Source organism: Limosilactobacillus portuensis, assembly GCF_028607025.1.
Lineage (GTDB): Bacteria > Bacillota > Bacilli > Lactobacillales > Lactobacillaceae > Limosilactobacillus > Limosilactobacillus portuensis.
The window spans coordinates 811,989-827,277 of sequence record NZ_CP117296.1 but is presented as its reverse complement, the minus strand read 5'-3'; the positions used below and the strand labels follow the sequence as shown (position 1 = coordinate 827,277).

Genomic DNA, 15,289 nt, shown 5'->3' with positions numbered 1-15,289 from the left:
AACTGTCCAACAATCGCAGTCTTTCACTGACAATTGTTGGACAGTTTTCTTATTTATTTTAATACTCTTCATACTCATCCAGCAGTTCTTGCATTTCATCATCGGTTGGCACGAGTTTGAGATAATGCTTTAATTCTTCAACCATTTGCTCGGTATCACCAGCCTCACGGTAATAGTTCACTAACTCCTTTAAGAAGGTTGGATTTTCACTATAGGTAATTGCTGCTTCACGGTAGTACTTGCCAGCAAGGTCAAATTTTTCCAAGCGCTGGTATGAACGCGCTAGATTCCAGTAAATCTGCGGGTCAACCTCGTCTTCTTCAATTAACGGCTCCAGTAGTTTGATATTTCCCTCGTCATCATGGGTATGAAGAAGGAAGTTACTGTAATCCAAAGTAATCGTTAGGTTGTCGGGATCAAGCTCGTGAGCCTTCTTTAGGTACTCATCCATCAGTTTATTATTACCCAAATGGCTAGTTACTTCAGCTGCTTGGGCATATAAACGAGCATTATACTGATCGACCGCCAATCCTTCTTGGAGAGTCTTGAGGGCTTGTTGGTACTTATTTTCCTCAACGTAAGCCTTAGCAAGTTCTGGATAGACGGAAGCATATTGAGAATCGTCCTGAATTAGTTCATTAAATGTTTTAATTGCATTGGCTGTTTCTCCCAGTTGCAATTCGGTTAGGCCTGTTTGGAACCGAATGTCACTCGTCCGATATTCCGGGCTCACCTGCTTTAGGTAACCTAGCGCCTGCTTAAATTGACCACTTTGCGCATAACAAATCCCCAATCGGCCCGCAATGTTGACCTTGGCAAATTCAGTATACCCATTCCGAATTAGTTCGAAGTAATATTGAATGGCCTCATCAAACCGACTGGTCATAAAGTAAAATTCACCAAGGGCAAACTGGACCGCTGGCTCATCGGGAGCAATCCGATAGGCCTCCTTCAGTTTTTCCTCCGTAACCTCATACTCATTTTCAGTTTGGTACAAATCGGCTGCAACCAATAATGATTGTAAGTAAGCATCTGAATCAGGCTGGACTTGAGCTAAGTAAGATAAAGCTTCGTCATTGTGGCCCTCACTAACCGCAATTTCCGCTAAATTAACCCGTAGTTCATCCTCATTTGGATACTTAGCCAATAGGTGCAGATAAGCCTGACGAGCCTGGTGTAGGAAGCCCATTCCATATAGTTCCTCAGCTAAACTAAAGATCATATCATCACTATCTTTAGCCAGGGCTTCGGTAAAGGATTGTTGGGCAGCTGGCATTTGTCCAGCTTGGATCTGTTCTAACATTTTTTCAGAATAAGTCATTATTTTCCTCCTCTACTATCCCCATCACATTAATTATCTTAGCATAGTTAAGCCAAAAACAGTTACTAACCGCACCTAAAAAAGGACTGTGAGCATGACGTTCACAGTCCTTTAAATAATTTATCAAGTAATCCAGAATTACTTAACAGCATCCTTCAAAGCTTTACCAGGCTTAAATGCTGGTACCTTGCTTGCAGGGATTTGGATTTCTTGACCAGTTTGTGGGTTACGACCCTTACGAGCAGCACGTTGACGTACTTCGAAGTTACCGAAACCGATCAATTGAACCTTTTCACCCTTAGCTAATGATGCTTGGATTGAACTAAATACTGCATCAACAGCAGCAGTAGCATCCTTCTTAGTTAAACCAGTTGCAGTTGCAACATTACTTACTAATTCTGCTTTGTTAGCCATTGAATTTCACCTCCAACATTTAACGTAACCAGAATTGATTACATCAATGAATGAATGTTAATTTTGAGTGGTCCAAAATTAACGAAACATACGAAGAACTCGTATAATTTCATTGTTAAGATTAGCATAGTGAAGCCTTGATGACAAGCGGTTTATAGGCTTTTTCACCCTTTTTTCAGAAATTTATAACCAAATTGAATGATTTACTGACGCTTTCGTTTAATAATCCGGATTGGTGTCCCCGTAAAATCGAACGCCCGACGAATTTGGTTCTCTAAATAACGCTGATATGAGAAATGCATTAGGTCAGGATCATTGACGAAAATGACGAATGTTGGTGGCTGAATAGCAACCTGAGTACCATAGTATACCCGCAACCGGCGTCCATTTTGCGTTGGCGTTGGGTTGGCAGCTAGTGCATCCATCAAAACATCGTTAAGGACAGCAGATTGAATCCGTCGTCGACTATGATCGTAAACATCTTCAATCATTGTTGGCAGTTGATTTAGCCGTTGTTTAGTCTTTGCAGAAACAAAAATAATTGGTGCATAGCTTAAGTATTGAAATTCATTCCGAATTAAAGTCGTAAAATCAGTCATTGTCCGGTGGTCTTTATTCTTGATTGTATCCCACTTATTAACAACAATAATGACTCCACAGCCTGCTTCATGAGCATAGCCGGCAATATGCTTATCAAGCTCACGAATTCCTTCTTCAGCATTTAGAACCACCAAAACAACGTCACTATCATCAATTGCTCGCATTGACCGCATTAATGAGTAACGTTCAGTGTTTTCATAGATCTTACCCTTTTTCCGGATCCCGGCCGTATCAATCATCGTAAATTCACGACCATCCTTAGCCGTAAAGCGAGTATTAATGGCGTCCCGTGTCGTTCCGGCAACATTGGAGACAATTACCCGATTTTCACCTAAGATCGCATTCACTAATGAGGATTTACCAACATTGGGCCGACCGATTAAGCTAAAGTGAATAGTGTCATCATCCTCATTATCAGCAGTCTCAGGGAAGTGATTAATCACCGCGTCAAGTAAATCACCAACCCCAACGCCGTGAACTCCAGAAACTGGGTAAGGTTCTCCCAAACCTAATGAGTAAAAATCGTAAATATCACTCCGCCGTTCTGGATTATCAACTTTATTGACAGCTAAGACAATTGGTTTGTCTGAACGATATAAAATCTTGGCAACCTGTTCATCAGCATCAGTAACACCATTTTGAATATCAACAACCAAAACGATGACATCTGCTTCATCAATTGCCACTTCTGCCTGTTGACGGATTTGTGTGAGGAGGGGTTGATCAGAAATTTCAATCCCACCAGTATCAATTAGGTTAAAATTCTTGCCTAGCCACTCAGCATGGGCATAAATTCGGTCTCGGGTAACTCCCGGTGTATCTTCAACAATAGAAATCCGTTCACCAGCGATTCGGTTAAATAATGTCGACTTTCCGACATTTGGACGACCAACAATCGCAACAACTGGATTTGCCATTTTTACACCTTCCTTCTTTTATTTGAAATAAAAAGAGTATGACAAAATGCCATACCCCTTTCTAAGTTAAATATGTGGTCTCGATTACTTCAAGCCCTTTAATTGATCACCAATTAAATCACCCATTGAGAAGCCACTTTCTTCTTCAGGGGCGTTGTTCATGAAGTTTCGGTTATTGTTACGACGAGGACGACGACGACCCCGGTTTTCGTTACCGTTGTTTTCTTCATCCTTTGGACGTTCTTCAAGAGCCTTCATGGATAAACCAAGTCGTTGATGTTCAGGATCAACATTTAAGACCTTAACCTTAACTTCTTGACCAGGCTTCAATACATCAGCTGGTGTAGCAATGTGCTTGTGAGAGATTTGGGAAATGTGTACCAAACCTTCAACACCAGGGAAGACTTCTACGAAAGCACCAAAACTGGTTAACCGCTTTACAGTACCAGTAAGGACACTGCCTTCTGGAGCCTTTTCTTCAATATCATCCCATGGTCCAGGTAATGTTTGCTTGATTGAAAGTGAAATCCGTTCACGTTCAGGATCAACATTTAAGACCTTAACCTTAACTTCTTGACCTGCTTCCAATACATCTGAAGGCTTGTCAACATGATCGTAAGAAATTTCAGAAACGTGAACCAAACCATCAACACCACCGAGGTCGATGAAAGCACCAAAGTTAGTCATCCGAGCAACTTTACCTTCTACAACGTCGCCTGGTTGAAGCTTAGCAAAGATTTCCTTAGCTGCTTCTTCGTGTTGAGCTTGAACAATTTCCTTGTGAGAAAGGATAAGACGGTTTTCACTAGGTTCGATTTCGATAATCTTGAATTCAAGTTCTTGACCCTTAAATTGGTTCAAGTCTTCTACGTAGTGATCAGTAATCATTGAAGCAGGGACGAAGCCACGTACTCCGGCATCAACTACTAAGCCACCCTTAACAGCTTGGGTAACCTTAGCGGTAATGTGTTCACCAGCATCGAACTTCTTTTGAACGTCATCCCAAACTTTACGTGCTTCAAGACGACGGTGTGAAAGTAAGTAGCTACCATTTTCCTTATCGTTACCGATCTTAGAAATAACTACTAAGTCAAGTTCGTCACCGACTTTAACTGCGTCATTGATGTCTTCAACTGGCTTGGTTGATAATTCCTTAGCAGGGACGACACCTTCAACCCCTGCATCTTTAATACCAACGATAGCTTGGCGATCATCATCAATTGCCAATACTTCACCCTTAACAACATCACCCACTTTTACAGTTTCAATGCTATCAAGAGCTTCTAACATATCGTTTTTGTTTTCGTTGTTTTCAGCCATTAAAAAAAATCCTCCTTGCGACAATCAACTCTAAAAACCATTTTACTAGATGAACGCTCACATTTCCAGTAATTATGCTAAATGTTTTTCAGTTTTTTTAATTATTTTACTAATCTCGGCAACAACCTCATCAATTGTCAAACTGGTTGTATCCAATCGAATAGCATCACTAGCTTGAGTTAACGGTGAAACCTTCCGCGTTGAATCTTTTTGATCACGTAATTCGATTGCCCGCTGTAGCTCTTCTAAACTTGTGGTTGTAATCCCTTTTTGCTTGTTTTCCAAATAACGGCGCCGTGCCCGTTCATGAGCAGTCGCTACCATAAAAATTTTAACTGGAGCATGAGGCAAAACTGTCGTTCCAATGTCACGACCATCCATTACAATTCCGCCTTCAGCTGCAATTTGCCGTTGCTGTTTTGTCATTTCCTGACGCACGGTTGGGATCGCAGCGACTGCCGAAACATTTTTGGCAACTTTAGGAAGTCGAATGTCTCGTGTCACTTCCTGCCCGTTAATAAATACTCGCTGTTCTGGTTCTGCTGGTTGAAAAGTGATCTTGATTTGCTTTGCTAGCTCACTAATTTTTTCGGTATCAGTCATTGCTAATCCTTGTTGTAAAGCTGCAAGGGTAACCGCCCGATACATTGCTCCCGTATCACAATAGACATACCCGAACTTCTTGGCAACCCGCTTAGCAACGGTGCTTTTACCCGCTGAAGCTGGTCCATCAATTGCAACCTGTAATCCCATCGTCATTCACTCCTCATTTACCGTACTCTTAACTGTTGTCCTGGCCTCAAATGGGCATTCGGGGTTAAACCATTTAACCGCATTAACTCATTAACAGAAATTCCGTTCTGTGCTGCAACACGATATAAGCTACCATTACGAGGAACAGTAGCGTAGCGAACCATACTTGATGATTGACTCACTGATGAGGAAGAACTTGTACTAACCGATGAAGAACTACTCATACTTGTTGCTGAGCTCTCATTAGCCTTACTAGACGAACTCAGAGAATTGTGCTTTTTTGAACTGGCTTCCCGTTCCTTTGGCTGGGCTTTTTTTTTATTTGATTGTGACTGCGCTAACCGTTCAGTTCTTACCGGATGATTCATCGTTTGCTTATGATTAACCCAGTATATCAGCGGAATAGCTGCCAAAATAATTATTAAAACGATCAAGACAGTGGTAATAGTAGAGTTATGTTCTCTTTGCCGCCGATGTTCGGTTCGTGACAGGTGACCATCACTACCCAAATCTTCACTATCAGCAAACTTCTTATCCCATAGCCTGTCGTTAGCTTCACGACTTTCTTCCCGTCGTTCACTCATGGTTGCCCCTCCTTTTTATAAAATTAACATTCTGATTGTAGCGCAAACAATCATAGAATGTCTAGTTTTCTTTATTATGATTAATATTAAATAACTGATAAAGTCGTTCTTGCCAATTTAGTTTTACCGTTAGTTGTGAGTGCTTAGTCAGTCCATCATCGTTTTTCTCAAACTGTTGAAGCAGCGTTTCGTCAGTAATATCACAACATGGTACTTGGGGTTTAACCAGCTGTTCACCGAAATATTCTAAAATCATCTGTCGGCGGCATAATTTAGTATTATTTACGTATCTTGCCATCCAATTCAAATGCTCCTTTAGACTTGCTTGTCTGCTTTTAAATGCTTTTATAATTGTCTCACCGTCATAGCCGTGTCGTAAGTAAAAGGTAAATAATTCTCGATTATCTCCCAATACACTACTAGGTTGGCGCTTTTCCCTTACAGCATCTAATAATTTCTTATCAGGAAGTTCAATATGGTTTAGCGTTCGTTGAATCTGTTCATCACCTGGAGAATACAGAAGCAACGCTAGACTTGGCTTGCCATCACGACCTGCCCGTCCGACCTCTTGGACATAGCTCTCCAGATTCGCTGGTTCATGAAAATGAATGACAAAGCGGATATCATCTTTATCAATTCCCATTCCAAAAGCACTAGTGGCACAAATTAACTGAACCTGGTTATCCATAAACTGTTGCTGTAAACGGTAGCGGTCTATTGGAGCAATTCCCGCATGGTAAGCAGCCACGGTCTTCCTTGTTTTCTGATTTAACGTTTCAGCAAACTGTGTAGCTAATTTACGACTTGCAAAATAAATAATTCCAGAACCTGCTAATTGATTAACTAGATTAATTAGATACTGCTCCTTCTCATTAACGGAAAGGAAACGTTCTACCGCATAATAAATGTTGGGCCGATTCACAGAACGAATTACTTGAGTAACCGTGTTCTCCTTCAACCCCATCTTTTGAATAATATCCCGACGTACTTCCGGAGTTGCCGTGGCCGTCAGTAAAAGTGTCGTTGGTGAACCAAGCTCCTTTCTCACTGAACTAAGCAAAAGGTATTCTGGACGAAAGTCAGGCCCCCACTGCGAAATACAATGAGCTTCATCAATAACAAACAACGTAATCCGAATTTTCTTTAACTTATTAATAATTTCAGGATTAGCAAGTGTTTCTGGCGAAGTAAAGATAAATTTAAACGAAGACAGACGCTGTAAGGCCTGGTGACGACTTTTACCAGTTAGCTGGCCATTGATCATTAGAACCCGTTTTTCACCAGAACGGTGAAGCCGATCAACTTGATCCTGCATCAAGGAAATTAACGGTGACACGATCAAGACTGTCCCGGACAACAAGTATCCCGGCATTTGGTAAAGCAATGATTTTCCACCACCAGTCGGCAAAATAGCCAAAGTATCTTGATGATTAAGAACTGCTTTAATCGTTTCCTGTTGACCGTCACGAAAAGTGGTGAAGCCAAATTGCTCATTTAGTTTTATTAACAGTTGCCGATCACTAATCATTTACTCTCTCCTCATACAATTGGTAAAGACGGAAGTAATAGAACGCCGCCGGTCCTCCTGGGACAATTTCGGGATCAAATTGCCAATCTACTATTTTCCCTTGATAGCGTTCAGCTAGTTGAGTCCGAATGCTTACTGGCAAAGCTCGATCCCAATCAATCGATTCAGGATAAACGATTGCAGCTTCTAACAAATGTTCACGAACAGTGTTAGCCTTGATCTCCCTTTTTTGGGCAATTTGACTAATTGACATCCCTTGTTGATATAGCAGCAACGTTTGGTTAGCACTTTGACTTAACGGACTATTTGCCAGCAGATCCGCTAACAAACGATTTAAGACTCCGTGATAGCTATTAGCAAATGCAGCAATTGCTAGTAGGGCATCCTGCTTAATAATTGGTAGTTGGTAACCGGGAAGCTCTAGCTGCCTGCTAAACTGCATATCGTTTTTACCAGTAATTTGATGACCAATGAGGGAATAAAAGAAATAATTAGCTAATCGCTCATCAGCACTTTCCAATGAATCGCCAAATAATTCAAGCTCCCGTACAAGATCACCAATTATGTTTCCATGCCAGCTAAGAAGCCACTGCTTTACAATTTGCTGTTCATGATATTCATTAACTACCGGAGCATAATAGCGATTATGGTACGACGCTTCAGAGGCAACTTGTATACCGAGCAATAATCGTTGCTCAATCCGTCGCGTATTAGCTAACCAGTACCAATCAAAGAAATGAGGTTGATACTGTCCACTTGTTAACTCCTCTTGTCTTAAAACTCCTAAAGTAGTTAACAGCACTTGTCCAGCAGGATCTCGCTGAATTAAATTAGCCTTAACTAACTCTTCAATTGAATTTTCAACCTGCTGTCGTTCTAATGAGCGGGTTGCTCCCGTCCATTTGAGAATACCGTACTGTTTAGCCCAGAAGAGGGTTGATACAGTTCGTCGGTTCCTTAACGTATTTTCAATCACCCTGATCCGTCGTGGCTGACGTTCATCAAAAAAGCTTAACAAGAAGTTATTCATTTTTTCACTCTCCACTCTAATTAATTATAACGAAAAGCAATGAAAATGATCTGAAATAAAATTAGATTATCTTTAAAATAGACAAAAAGACCAGTCTCCAATGTCCATCTTAATTGAACACTAAACACTGATCTTAAAGGCCTTAATTATTATTGTTCTAGCTGCTTTTGACTAAGCCAAGATTTTAAGCGAACGGCCACTAATGCAAAAACGGCTGAAACAAGAACTCCCTTAATCAAATTAAATGGAATAACTGCCACCGCAATTAATTCCGGAATTGGCAAAGTTGACTTCCAATTCCACAACGCCATGTACAACGGTGTCAGTACCCACCAATTTAATAGGGCCATCACTACAACTAGAGTGGCTGTTGCTAAAATACTTCCTAACCATAATTGACGCTTGAACGACCACGACTTATGCTTCCATGCCCAGCAGAATGGTAACAGCAAGGCCAATGACGATAGAAAGTTACCAAGAATTCCAACCAATTCACCGGCAGAAAAGCCACGTGTCATTGCATGAATTAGGCACTTCAAGAAAGCAACCATTACCCCAGCAGCAGGGCCATAGATAAACCCGCCAATTAATACTGGTAAATCGGAAAAATCCATTTTTAAATAAGGGGCAACCGGTAAAATAGGAAATTCAAACAACATTAAAATAAACGCCAACGCACTTAGTGAACAGACACCCACCATTTGGTGAACTTTTTGATGAGATGTAACCATCAATAACAACCTCCTATTGAGATTGTCTTCAAAATTACCTAAACATAAAATAAATGCACGTTACCTAATTTGTCCCTCGGCAACGTGCATTTTATAATTCATGTTTAAATAAGTGTAGTAGAATCTTCTGCATACCAGACTATACTGTCGGCTCTGGAATTTAACCAGATCAACCATAAAAATGGGTTGCGGGCTATACCGCCGGTCGGGAATTTCACCCCGCCTTGAAGACAATTTCTATTAAATTTTACACTTGTATTTTACAAGTAATTTTTCAAACTGTCAACGCTTGACGTTTTATTTGCTGATCTTCTTTAAAAGCTTAACCTCGTCCTGTTTTAACTCCCTAAACTCACCAGACTGCAAGCCATGGAGATCTAATGGTCCATAGGTTTTGCGATGAAGTTTTATTACAGGATGGTGGATTGCATCAAACATTAGCTTAACTTGGTGATAACGTCCCTCATGGATTGTTAACTTGACTAAACTAGTCTGCTTTTTATGGTCAGCCTCAATTAACCGACTCTTTGCCTTTTTGGTTAACCGACCATTAACCTCAACACCAATTCGCAATTGCTTCAAATCATTATTATTAATGATTCCCCGCACCTTTGCAATATATATTTTCTCTACTTCAAATTTTGGGTGCATTAGTCGATTGGCAAGTTCTCCATCATTAGTCAATAGTAGAATACCAGTAGTATCATAGTCTAACCTCCCGACCGGGTAGACCCGTTCCTCTACTCCTTCCTCCTTTAAAATATCCACAACTGTTCGCCGTCCCTTATCATCATGAGCACTCGTAATTACAGAGCGGGGCTTATTCAGCAAGTAGTAAACATGAGCTTCCCGGTGTAACGGCACACCATCAACCACAACTTCATCATGGTCACCAACCTTAATTCCCATTTCTGTCACGGTCTTTCCATTAACTTGAACGTGACCGTTAGCAATTAATTTTTCTGAAGCTCGGCGCGATGCTACTCCTGCTTCAGCCATTACCTTTTGTAGACGTTCCATTTTCTTCCTCCTGTTGTTTTTGTCGTGCCTGTAAGGCTTCCAAGAACAAATCACCATTCATGTCATCCAAATCGAGATCTTCTTGTTTAGCTAGTGGTGGTAACTCCTTCAACGAAGATAGGCCAAAATAATCTAAAAAGCTATCCGTTGTTACATATAAGAACGGCCTTCCGGGAGCATCCAATCGCCCATGAGTATCAAGCAGTCCCCGAACCATTAATTTCTGAAGTGAACCTGAACTCTGAACACCACGAATATCATCAATCTCTAAACGAGTAATTGGTTGACGATAAGCAACAATCGCCAAGACCTCCAACAATGCTCGTGTTAGCGGAATCGTTAGCGGCACTTCAAAATAATGCTTAATAATTGGCGACAACTCGTGTTTAGTTGCTAACCGGTATGTATCGCCACTATTTAATAACACAAGTGCTGAATTAGGATCGTTTTCATACCTTGTTTTTAATCGTTGAAGCAATCCAAGTATCGCCGGCTTCATAAAACCGGTAATTTTTGATAAGTCGCCTAACGTAATTCCTTCATCTCCACTAATAAAAAGGAGCCCCTCAATTTTAGCTAGATTTGTCGGCTCGATATTGTTCACTCTTTGATCCCTCCACTAAAATAATTGGCCCGAATAACTCGTTCTGATGAACAGCAATCGCCTGATGTTTGGTTAACTCTAACACTGCTAAAAAGGTTGTTACTAGTTCGTCACGGGTACACTGACCAACAAACAAATCATTAAACCTCGTTGCTGCCTGCTTAACAGTTGCAAAGACCTGGTTCATCCGTTGAGCAACACTAATTTTTTCCGCTGCCACCGTCTCGTGAACCGGTGCGGTTAATTGGCGTCGCCGAAGAACGTCTGCAAATGCTCGTTGAAGCTGGCCAAGGGTAACTCCCGGCTCAACATGCTGAGCAATCATCTCAGCAGGAACATGCATTGCTGGTCTGGTATATTCAGCTTGGCGGAAATCAGCCTTATCTTTTAAATGAGAGGCTGCTTTTTGGTAACGCTGATATTCCAGTAATTGTTCAACTAATTCTTGTCGCGGGTCTACCACTTCTTCGTTTGTTTCCTCTTCTTCTACTTCTGGTTGTGGTAGTAATAAGCGGCTCTTTATATTCATTAACGTTGCTGCCATCACAAAATAATCACCAGCTACTTCAAGTTGGTGACTTTTCATCGCCCGTAAATAATCAAAGTATTGTTGAGTAATCTGCTCAATTTGAATATCATAAACATCCATCTTTGATTGACGAATCAAGTGTAAAAGGAGATCGAGTGGTCCTTCAAAGCCACCAATCTTTAAAGTAGGCTGAAAAGGATACCGTGGAATCACTTCTTGATCATTTTTCATTGTTTCGCTCCCAGTTTGATATTAGTGGTTGTGTTTTTAACGTTCCCATTAACCGACGATCTTGGTATTGCTCATGAATTGCAGTTAATAGCGCATAAACATTTTTTCCAGAACGATCAGTCGGCGTAAAAGAAAGGTGGCGAACCAAGACGTACTTTTCTCCTACCTCTATCACAATGATCCCAATAAAATGGTTATCCTCAGTATCTTTCCATAAGAATATCTGGTAATTTTTATCTAAAGAAAATTTGATCGCGCTTGCTAGCTGATCGTAATCTCGTAATTCTGGAAGAAAGGATAGGAGACCCATTGCAATTTTTTGATAGTCTTTCCGGTATTTAACTAGCATACTTTCCTCCCTTTTTAATTAATTCAAGCTCGTGGGTGACAGCGATGATAAATTGCCACAAGTTCTTGCGTATTAAAACGAATATACGACTCAAAACTTTCTCGACCAGTTTCTCGGCCAAGGAGCGCCTGGACCGCTTGCCAACTAGCACCATTTTTTAATAAGTCTGCGGTGAAGGTATGGCGAAGCGTTTGTAATGTAATTTCCTTTGATAAGCCAGATTTCCTAACAATCTCCTTAAAGTTTTTCCAAACCCCCTGTCGTGTCATTTGACCGCCACGAGCATTTAAAAAAACATAGTCACTCGAATTATCTGCCGTTGCTTTAAGGTATTTTACTAACCATTCCTTAGCCATTTTACCAAGAGGAACAATGCGTTGGTGACGAGGATTATCTTGAAGTTGCAGGATTTGTAAATCAAAATGAATCTGCGACCGCTTTAAAGTTATTAATTCACTAACCAGCATTCCCGTCCCATACATCAACTCTAGCAGCGTCCGGTCACGCAAGCCAATAACCGTAGTTGTGTCAGGGATCGCAAACAACTGCTCAATCTCTTGTTGGGATAACGTTACGGGAGTCTTTCTTACTGCTACTTCTTCAAGATCGATATAGTCCATTGGATTTACCTGAACCTCATGTCGACGTAAAAGGTAACGATAAAGTTGGCGAAGACTTGAGATTGTCCGATTAATTGTGGTACTAGCACGATCCTCATGTTTCATCTCAGCAATAACATTAATTACCGCATACTGGTCTACTTCCTGCCACGTATTAATCCCGTTGGCGGCAAAGAAAGCTGCACATTGTTCTAAGTCGTGGCGATAACTTTCTCCTGTATTTCGTGAACGACCCTTTTGAGTCATTAAATAGTTAATAAAGTGATCAATTGTTTCCTGCATTATCATTCTTCTTTTCCCGGAGAACTAGTTGCCCTTCCTCTTCCCTCACTAAGTCGGCTTTTAAGAGGTGCCCGATTGCTCGCTTAAATTGTCCCTTACTAATTCCAAAGACTTCTCGTATTACACCTGGGTCAGTTTTATCAGTATATGGCAAACGATGGTTGGGATTATGCTCTAACATTGCAAGAAGCATTTTTGCATCCTCGTTAATTGCTTGATAAGCTCGGGGCTTGAGAGACAGGTTCAATCCGCCATGAGAAGAAAGACCAATTACTCGAGCTTTCACTCGTTGACCAAGACGTGGTTCCTGATCACGTTCACTTGGATGAATGTAGCCAAGGTGGTAGCCATCAGTTAATACAAAGGTACCACTCATTTTTAATCGATAAACAGTTGCATAAGTATCCTGATTCAACAGTCGTTTATTAGGAGCAGTCGAAATAGCCTGATAAATCTGCTCATCTGCCAGCTTACCCCAAATCCGGTTCTTATCATCTACTTGAAGCGCGAGGAGAAGCCGATCGCCTGGTTGTGGCCAAAGGTGCTTTAATGATGGCAGATCGTCTAAGGAAACTGCAATATCCTTATTTGGCAAACCAATATCAACGAATACTCCTAAATCTCGACGGACGCTAACTACAGTTCCGTAGTCATAATGATCCACCTGAACGGTTGGAATATGCTTACATGTCATTTGTAGTTGGTGATCTTCATTTTCGTAGACAAATCCCCGAACTTGCCCACCAATATGCAAGACTTGAGGGCTCTCGTCTTTTGGTAACCGGTATGTTTGCCCGTTACGATCAGGTTGGACAAAATAATCCTTTTCGTTCTCATCAATCATTACTGCTGTAACAACTTTTCCTAATGCTGAATTCATCAACTAATCCCACTTTCATTAATCCGATTTCATTTTACTAATAAATAATTTTACACGGCTCTAATCAATTTTACTAGTATTACGGGAAACAAAAAGAAGCTGAGAGTTCCTCTCAACTTCTTTCATTATTCTGATAACTTTATAGGACTAATTAGTCAATAGTCTTAATCCGCATCATGTTAGTAGCACCCTTAACACCCAAAGGTACACCGGCAACAACAATAATCTTGTCGCCCTTCTTAGCAAAGCCAAGTTCTACAGCCTTCTTGGCAGCCAAGTCGAACATCTTATCAGTGTTGCTCATTTCGTCAACAACGAATGGTTGAACACCCCAGTTGATCATCAAACCGCGTTCTACCCGTTCGTTAGGTGTAAGAGCAACGATATCAGCGTTAGGACGGTACTTAGAAATCATCTTAGCAGTGTAACCAGATGCAGTGTAAGCAACAATAGTGTGAATATCTAAGTCCTTAGCAGCATTAGCAACAGCGGAACCGATAGTTTCAGTAACGTCTGACTTATCCCAATCAAACTTTTCAGTACCAAATTCCCAAAGGTGGTTTTCAGCCTTAATGTCAATAGCGTTCATCATGGCAACTGACTTAACAGGGTAGTCACCGTTAGCACTTTCACCAGAAAGCATGGTTGCATCGGTACCGTCAAAGACAGCGTTAGCAACGTCAGATACTTCGGCACGAGTTGGCCGTGGGTTTTCTTGCATTGAGTCAAGCATTTGGGTAGCAGTAATAACTGGCTTACCTAATTCGTTACAACGCTTGATCATGTGCTTTTGAACAATTGGCACATTTTCAGCAGGAATTTCAACACCCATGTCACCACGAGGAACCATCAAACCATCAGAAACTTCAATGATTTCTTCGAAGTTGTCGATACCTTCTTGTGATTCAATCTTAGGGAAGATTTGAACGTCTTCCATGTTCTTTTCCTTAAGGAGTTCACGGATATCAAGGACGTCTTGAGCCTTACGAACGAATGAAGCTGAAATGTAATTAATCTTGTTATCCAAACCGAAGCGGATATCACTGCTATCCTTTTCAGTAATTCCTGGTAAGTTGATAGAAACGCCAGGAGCGTTAACACCCTTCCGAGAACCAAGTACACCATGGTTAAGAACATGGCAAACAAGTTCCTTGTGTTCTTCATCCTTTTCGTCGATCAACATGTCGATTAAACCATCATCGAAGAGGACGTGGCCACCAACATGAGTATCATCGTAAAGGCCTGGGTAAGTAACGGCAATCTTGTCATGAGTACCTTCGATTGAAGGATCCATGGAAATACGAACCTTGTCGCCGATTTCGTAGGTAATCTTACCTTCCTTTTGAACAGTTGTCCGAATTTCAGCACCCTTGGTATCAAGCATCAAACCAACGTACTTACCAGTAATTTCTTCGGCCTTCTTAACGTTTTCCATCCGACCCAAGTGTTCTGGGTGGTCACCGTGTGAGAAGTTAAACCGGAAAATATTTGCACCAGCATTAATTAACTTAACAATGGTGTCAACATCTGTACTTGCAGGACCAAGTGTACTTACAATCTTGGTTTTCTTCATAAA

General features: G+C 41.1%; 16 protein-coding genes and 1 riboswitch. All 16 genes read right to left on the bottom strand.

The window, feature by feature from the left end:
* Positions 1-58: 58 nt before the first annotated feature.
* Positions 59-1,321 carry a tetratricopeptide repeat protein gene (locus tag PRK60_RS04165; RefSeq protein WP_102168825.1) on the bottom strand — a complete coding sequence of 421 codons (1,263 nt, stop codon included), beginning with the start codon at positions 1,319-1,321 and terminating at the stop codon, positions 59-61.
* A 138-nt stretch (positions 1,322-1,459) separates the two neighbouring features.
* Positions 1,460-1,735: an HU family DNA-binding protein gene (locus PRK60_RS04160; protein ID WP_003717019.1), complete on the bottom strand. Its 276-nt coding sequence runs from the start codon at positions 1,733-1,735 to the stop codon at positions 1,460-1,462.
* Positions 1,736-1,938: 203 nt separating this feature from the next.
* Positions 1,939-3,252, bottom strand: coding sequence for a ribosome biogenesis GTPase Der (gene der, locus PRK60_RS04155; protein ID WP_273646368.1), 1,314 nt, complete (start codon positions 3,250-3,252; stop codon positions 1,939-1,941).
* A gap of 84 nt (positions 3,253-3,336) precedes the next feature.
* A complete protein-coding gene (gene rpsA, locus PRK60_RS04150; protein ID WP_098044580.1) occupies positions 3,337-4,572 on the bottom strand; it encodes a 30S ribosomal protein S1 in 1,236 nt (411 codons plus the stop codon).
* Positions 4,573-4,644: 72 nt separating this feature from the next.
* Positions 4,645-5,331: a (d)CMP kinase gene (gene cmk, locus PRK60_RS04145; RefSeq protein WP_102168823.1), complete on the bottom strand. Its 687-nt coding sequence runs from the start codon at positions 5,329-5,331 to the stop codon at positions 4,645-4,647.
* Positions 5,332-5,342: 11 nt separating this feature from the next.
* Positions 5,343-5,909 carry an SAG1386/EF1546 family surface-associated protein gene (locus PRK60_RS04140; RefSeq protein ID WP_102168822.1) on the bottom strand — a complete coding sequence of 189 codons (567 nt, stop codon included), beginning with the start codon at positions 5,907-5,909 and terminating at the stop codon, positions 5,343-5,345.
* 61 nt (positions 5,910-5,970) lie between these two features.
* Positions 5,971-7,437: a RecQ family ATP-dependent DNA helicase gene (locus PRK60_RS04135; RefSeq protein ID WP_102168821.1), complete on the bottom strand. Its 1,467-nt coding sequence runs from the start codon at positions 7,435-7,437 to the stop codon at positions 5,971-5,973.
* Complete coding sequence (locus PRK60_RS04130; RefSeq protein ID WP_273646367.1) at positions 7,430-8,467, bottom strand: helix-turn-helix domain-containing protein; 1,038 nt, start codon at positions 8,465-8,467, stop codon at positions 7,430-7,432. Before PRK60_RS04130 ends, PRK60_RS04135 begins: the two co-directional genes overlap by 8 nt.
* A 149-nt stretch (positions 8,468-8,616) precedes the next feature.
* Positions 8,617-9,198, bottom strand: a complete 582-nt coding sequence (locus PRK60_RS04125) for an ECF transporter S component (protein WP_102168819.1) — start codon at positions 9,196-9,198, stop codon at positions 8,617-8,619.
* Between the two features lie 118 nt (positions 9,199-9,316).
* Positions 9,317-9,434: riboswitch (FMN riboswitch) on the bottom strand.
* Positions 9,435-9,495: 61 nt separating this feature from the next.
* Positions 9,496-10,218: a pseudouridine synthase gene (locus PRK60_RS04120; protein ID WP_273646366.1), complete on the bottom strand. Its 723-nt coding sequence runs from the start codon at positions 10,216-10,218 to the stop codon at positions 9,496-9,498.
* On the bottom strand, positions 10,190-10,822 hold the full coding sequence (scpB, locus tag PRK60_RS04115) for an SMC-Scp complex subunit ScpB (protein WP_273646365.1): 633 nt from the start codon (positions 10,820-10,822) through the stop codon (positions 10,190-10,192). Before scpB ends, PRK60_RS04120 begins: the two co-directional genes overlap by 29 nt.
* A complete protein-coding gene (locus PRK60_RS04110) occupies positions 10,791-11,582 on the bottom strand; it encodes a segregation and condensation protein A (protein WP_178695433.1) in 792 nt (263 codons plus the stop codon). Before PRK60_RS04110 ends, scpB begins: the two co-directional genes overlap by 32 nt.
* Entirely contained in the window at positions 11,572-11,931 is a 360-nt protein-coding gene (locus PRK60_RS04105; protein ID WP_191912637.1) for a reductase, read from the bottom strand. The genes PRK60_RS04110 and PRK60_RS04105 overlap by 11 nt, the downstream gene beginning before the upstream one ends.
* Positions 11,932-11,954: 23 nt before the next feature.
* Complete coding sequence (locus tag PRK60_RS04100) at positions 11,955-12,833, bottom strand: tyrosine-type recombinase/integrase (protein WP_180959987.1); 879 nt, start codon at positions 12,831-12,833, stop codon at positions 11,955-11,957.
* Positions 12,817-13,713 carry a CvfB family protein gene (locus PRK60_RS04095; protein WP_102168813.1) on the bottom strand — a complete coding sequence of 299 codons (897 nt, stop codon included), beginning with the start codon at positions 13,711-13,713 and terminating at the stop codon, positions 12,817-12,819. The genes PRK60_RS04100 and PRK60_RS04095 overlap by 17 nt, the downstream gene beginning before the upstream one ends.
* Before the next feature lie 151 nt (positions 13,714-13,864).
* Positions 13,865-15,286: a pyruvate kinase gene (gene pyk, locus PRK60_RS04090; RefSeq protein WP_273646364.1), complete on the bottom strand. Its 1,422-nt coding sequence runs from the start codon at positions 15,284-15,286 to the stop codon at positions 13,865-13,867.
* Positions 15,287-15,289: the final 3 nt, after the last annotated feature.

What these genes read in the sequence shown, in the direction of transcription:
- PRK60_RS04165 (WP_102168825.1), bottom strand. Translation starts at nt 1,321, where the DNA reads ATGACTTATTCTGAAAAAATGTTAGAACAGATCCAAGCTGGACAAATG.
- PRK60_RS04160 (WP_003717019.1), bottom strand. Translation starts at nt 1,735, where the DNA reads ATGGCTAACAAAGCAGAATTAGTAAGTAATGTTGCAACTGCAACTGGT.
- der (WP_273646368.1), bottom strand. Translation starts at nt 3,252, where the DNA reads ATGGCAAATCCAGTTGTTGCGATTGTTGGTCGTCCAAATGTCGGAAAG.
- rpsA (WP_098044580.1), bottom strand. Translation starts at nt 4,572, where the DNA reads ATGGCTGAAAACAACGAAAACAAAAACGATATGTTAGAAGCTCTTGAT.
- cmk (WP_102168823.1), bottom strand. Translation starts at nt 5,331, where the DNA reads ATGACGATGGGATTACAGGTTGCAATTGATGGACCAGCTTCAGCGGGT.
- PRK60_RS04140 (WP_102168822.1), bottom strand. Translation starts at nt 5,909, where the DNA reads ATGAGTGAACGACGGGAAGAAAGTCGTGAAGCTAACGACAGGCTATGG.
- PRK60_RS04135 (WP_102168821.1), bottom strand. Translation starts at nt 7,437, where the DNA reads ATGATTAGTGATCGGCAACTGTTAATAAAACTAAATGAGCAATTTGGC.
- PRK60_RS04130 (WP_273646367.1), bottom strand. Translation starts at nt 8,467, where the DNA reads ATGAATAACTTCTTGTTAAGCTTTTTTGATGAACGTCAGCCACGACGG.
- PRK60_RS04125 (WP_102168819.1), bottom strand. Translation starts at nt 9,198, where the DNA reads ATGGTTACATCTCATCAAAAAGTTCACCAAATGGTGGGTGTCTGTTCA.
- PRK60_RS04120 (WP_273646366.1), bottom strand. Translation starts at nt 10,218, where the DNA reads ATGGAACGTCTACAAAAGGTAATGGCTGAAGCAGGAGTAGCATCGCGC.
- PRK60_RS04110 (WP_178695433.1), bottom strand. Translation starts at nt 11,582, where the DNA reads ATGAAAAATGATCAAGAAGTGATTCCACGGTATCCTTTTCAGCCTACT.
- PRK60_RS04105 (WP_191912637.1), bottom strand. Translation starts at nt 11,931, where the DNA reads ATGCTAGTTAAATACCGGAAAGACTATCAAAAAATTGCAATGGGTCTC.
- PRK60_RS04100 (WP_180959987.1), bottom strand. Translation starts at nt 12,833, where the DNA reads ATGCAGGAAACAATTGATCACTTTATTAACTATTTAATGACTCAAAAG.
- PRK60_RS04095 (WP_102168813.1), bottom strand. Translation starts at nt 13,713, where the DNA reads ATGAATTCAGCATTAGGAAAAGTTGTTACAGCAGTAATGATTGATGAG.
- pyk (WP_273646364.1), bottom strand. Translation starts at nt 15,286, where the DNA reads ATGAAGAAAACCAAGATTGTAAGTACACTTGGTCCTGCAAGTACAGAT.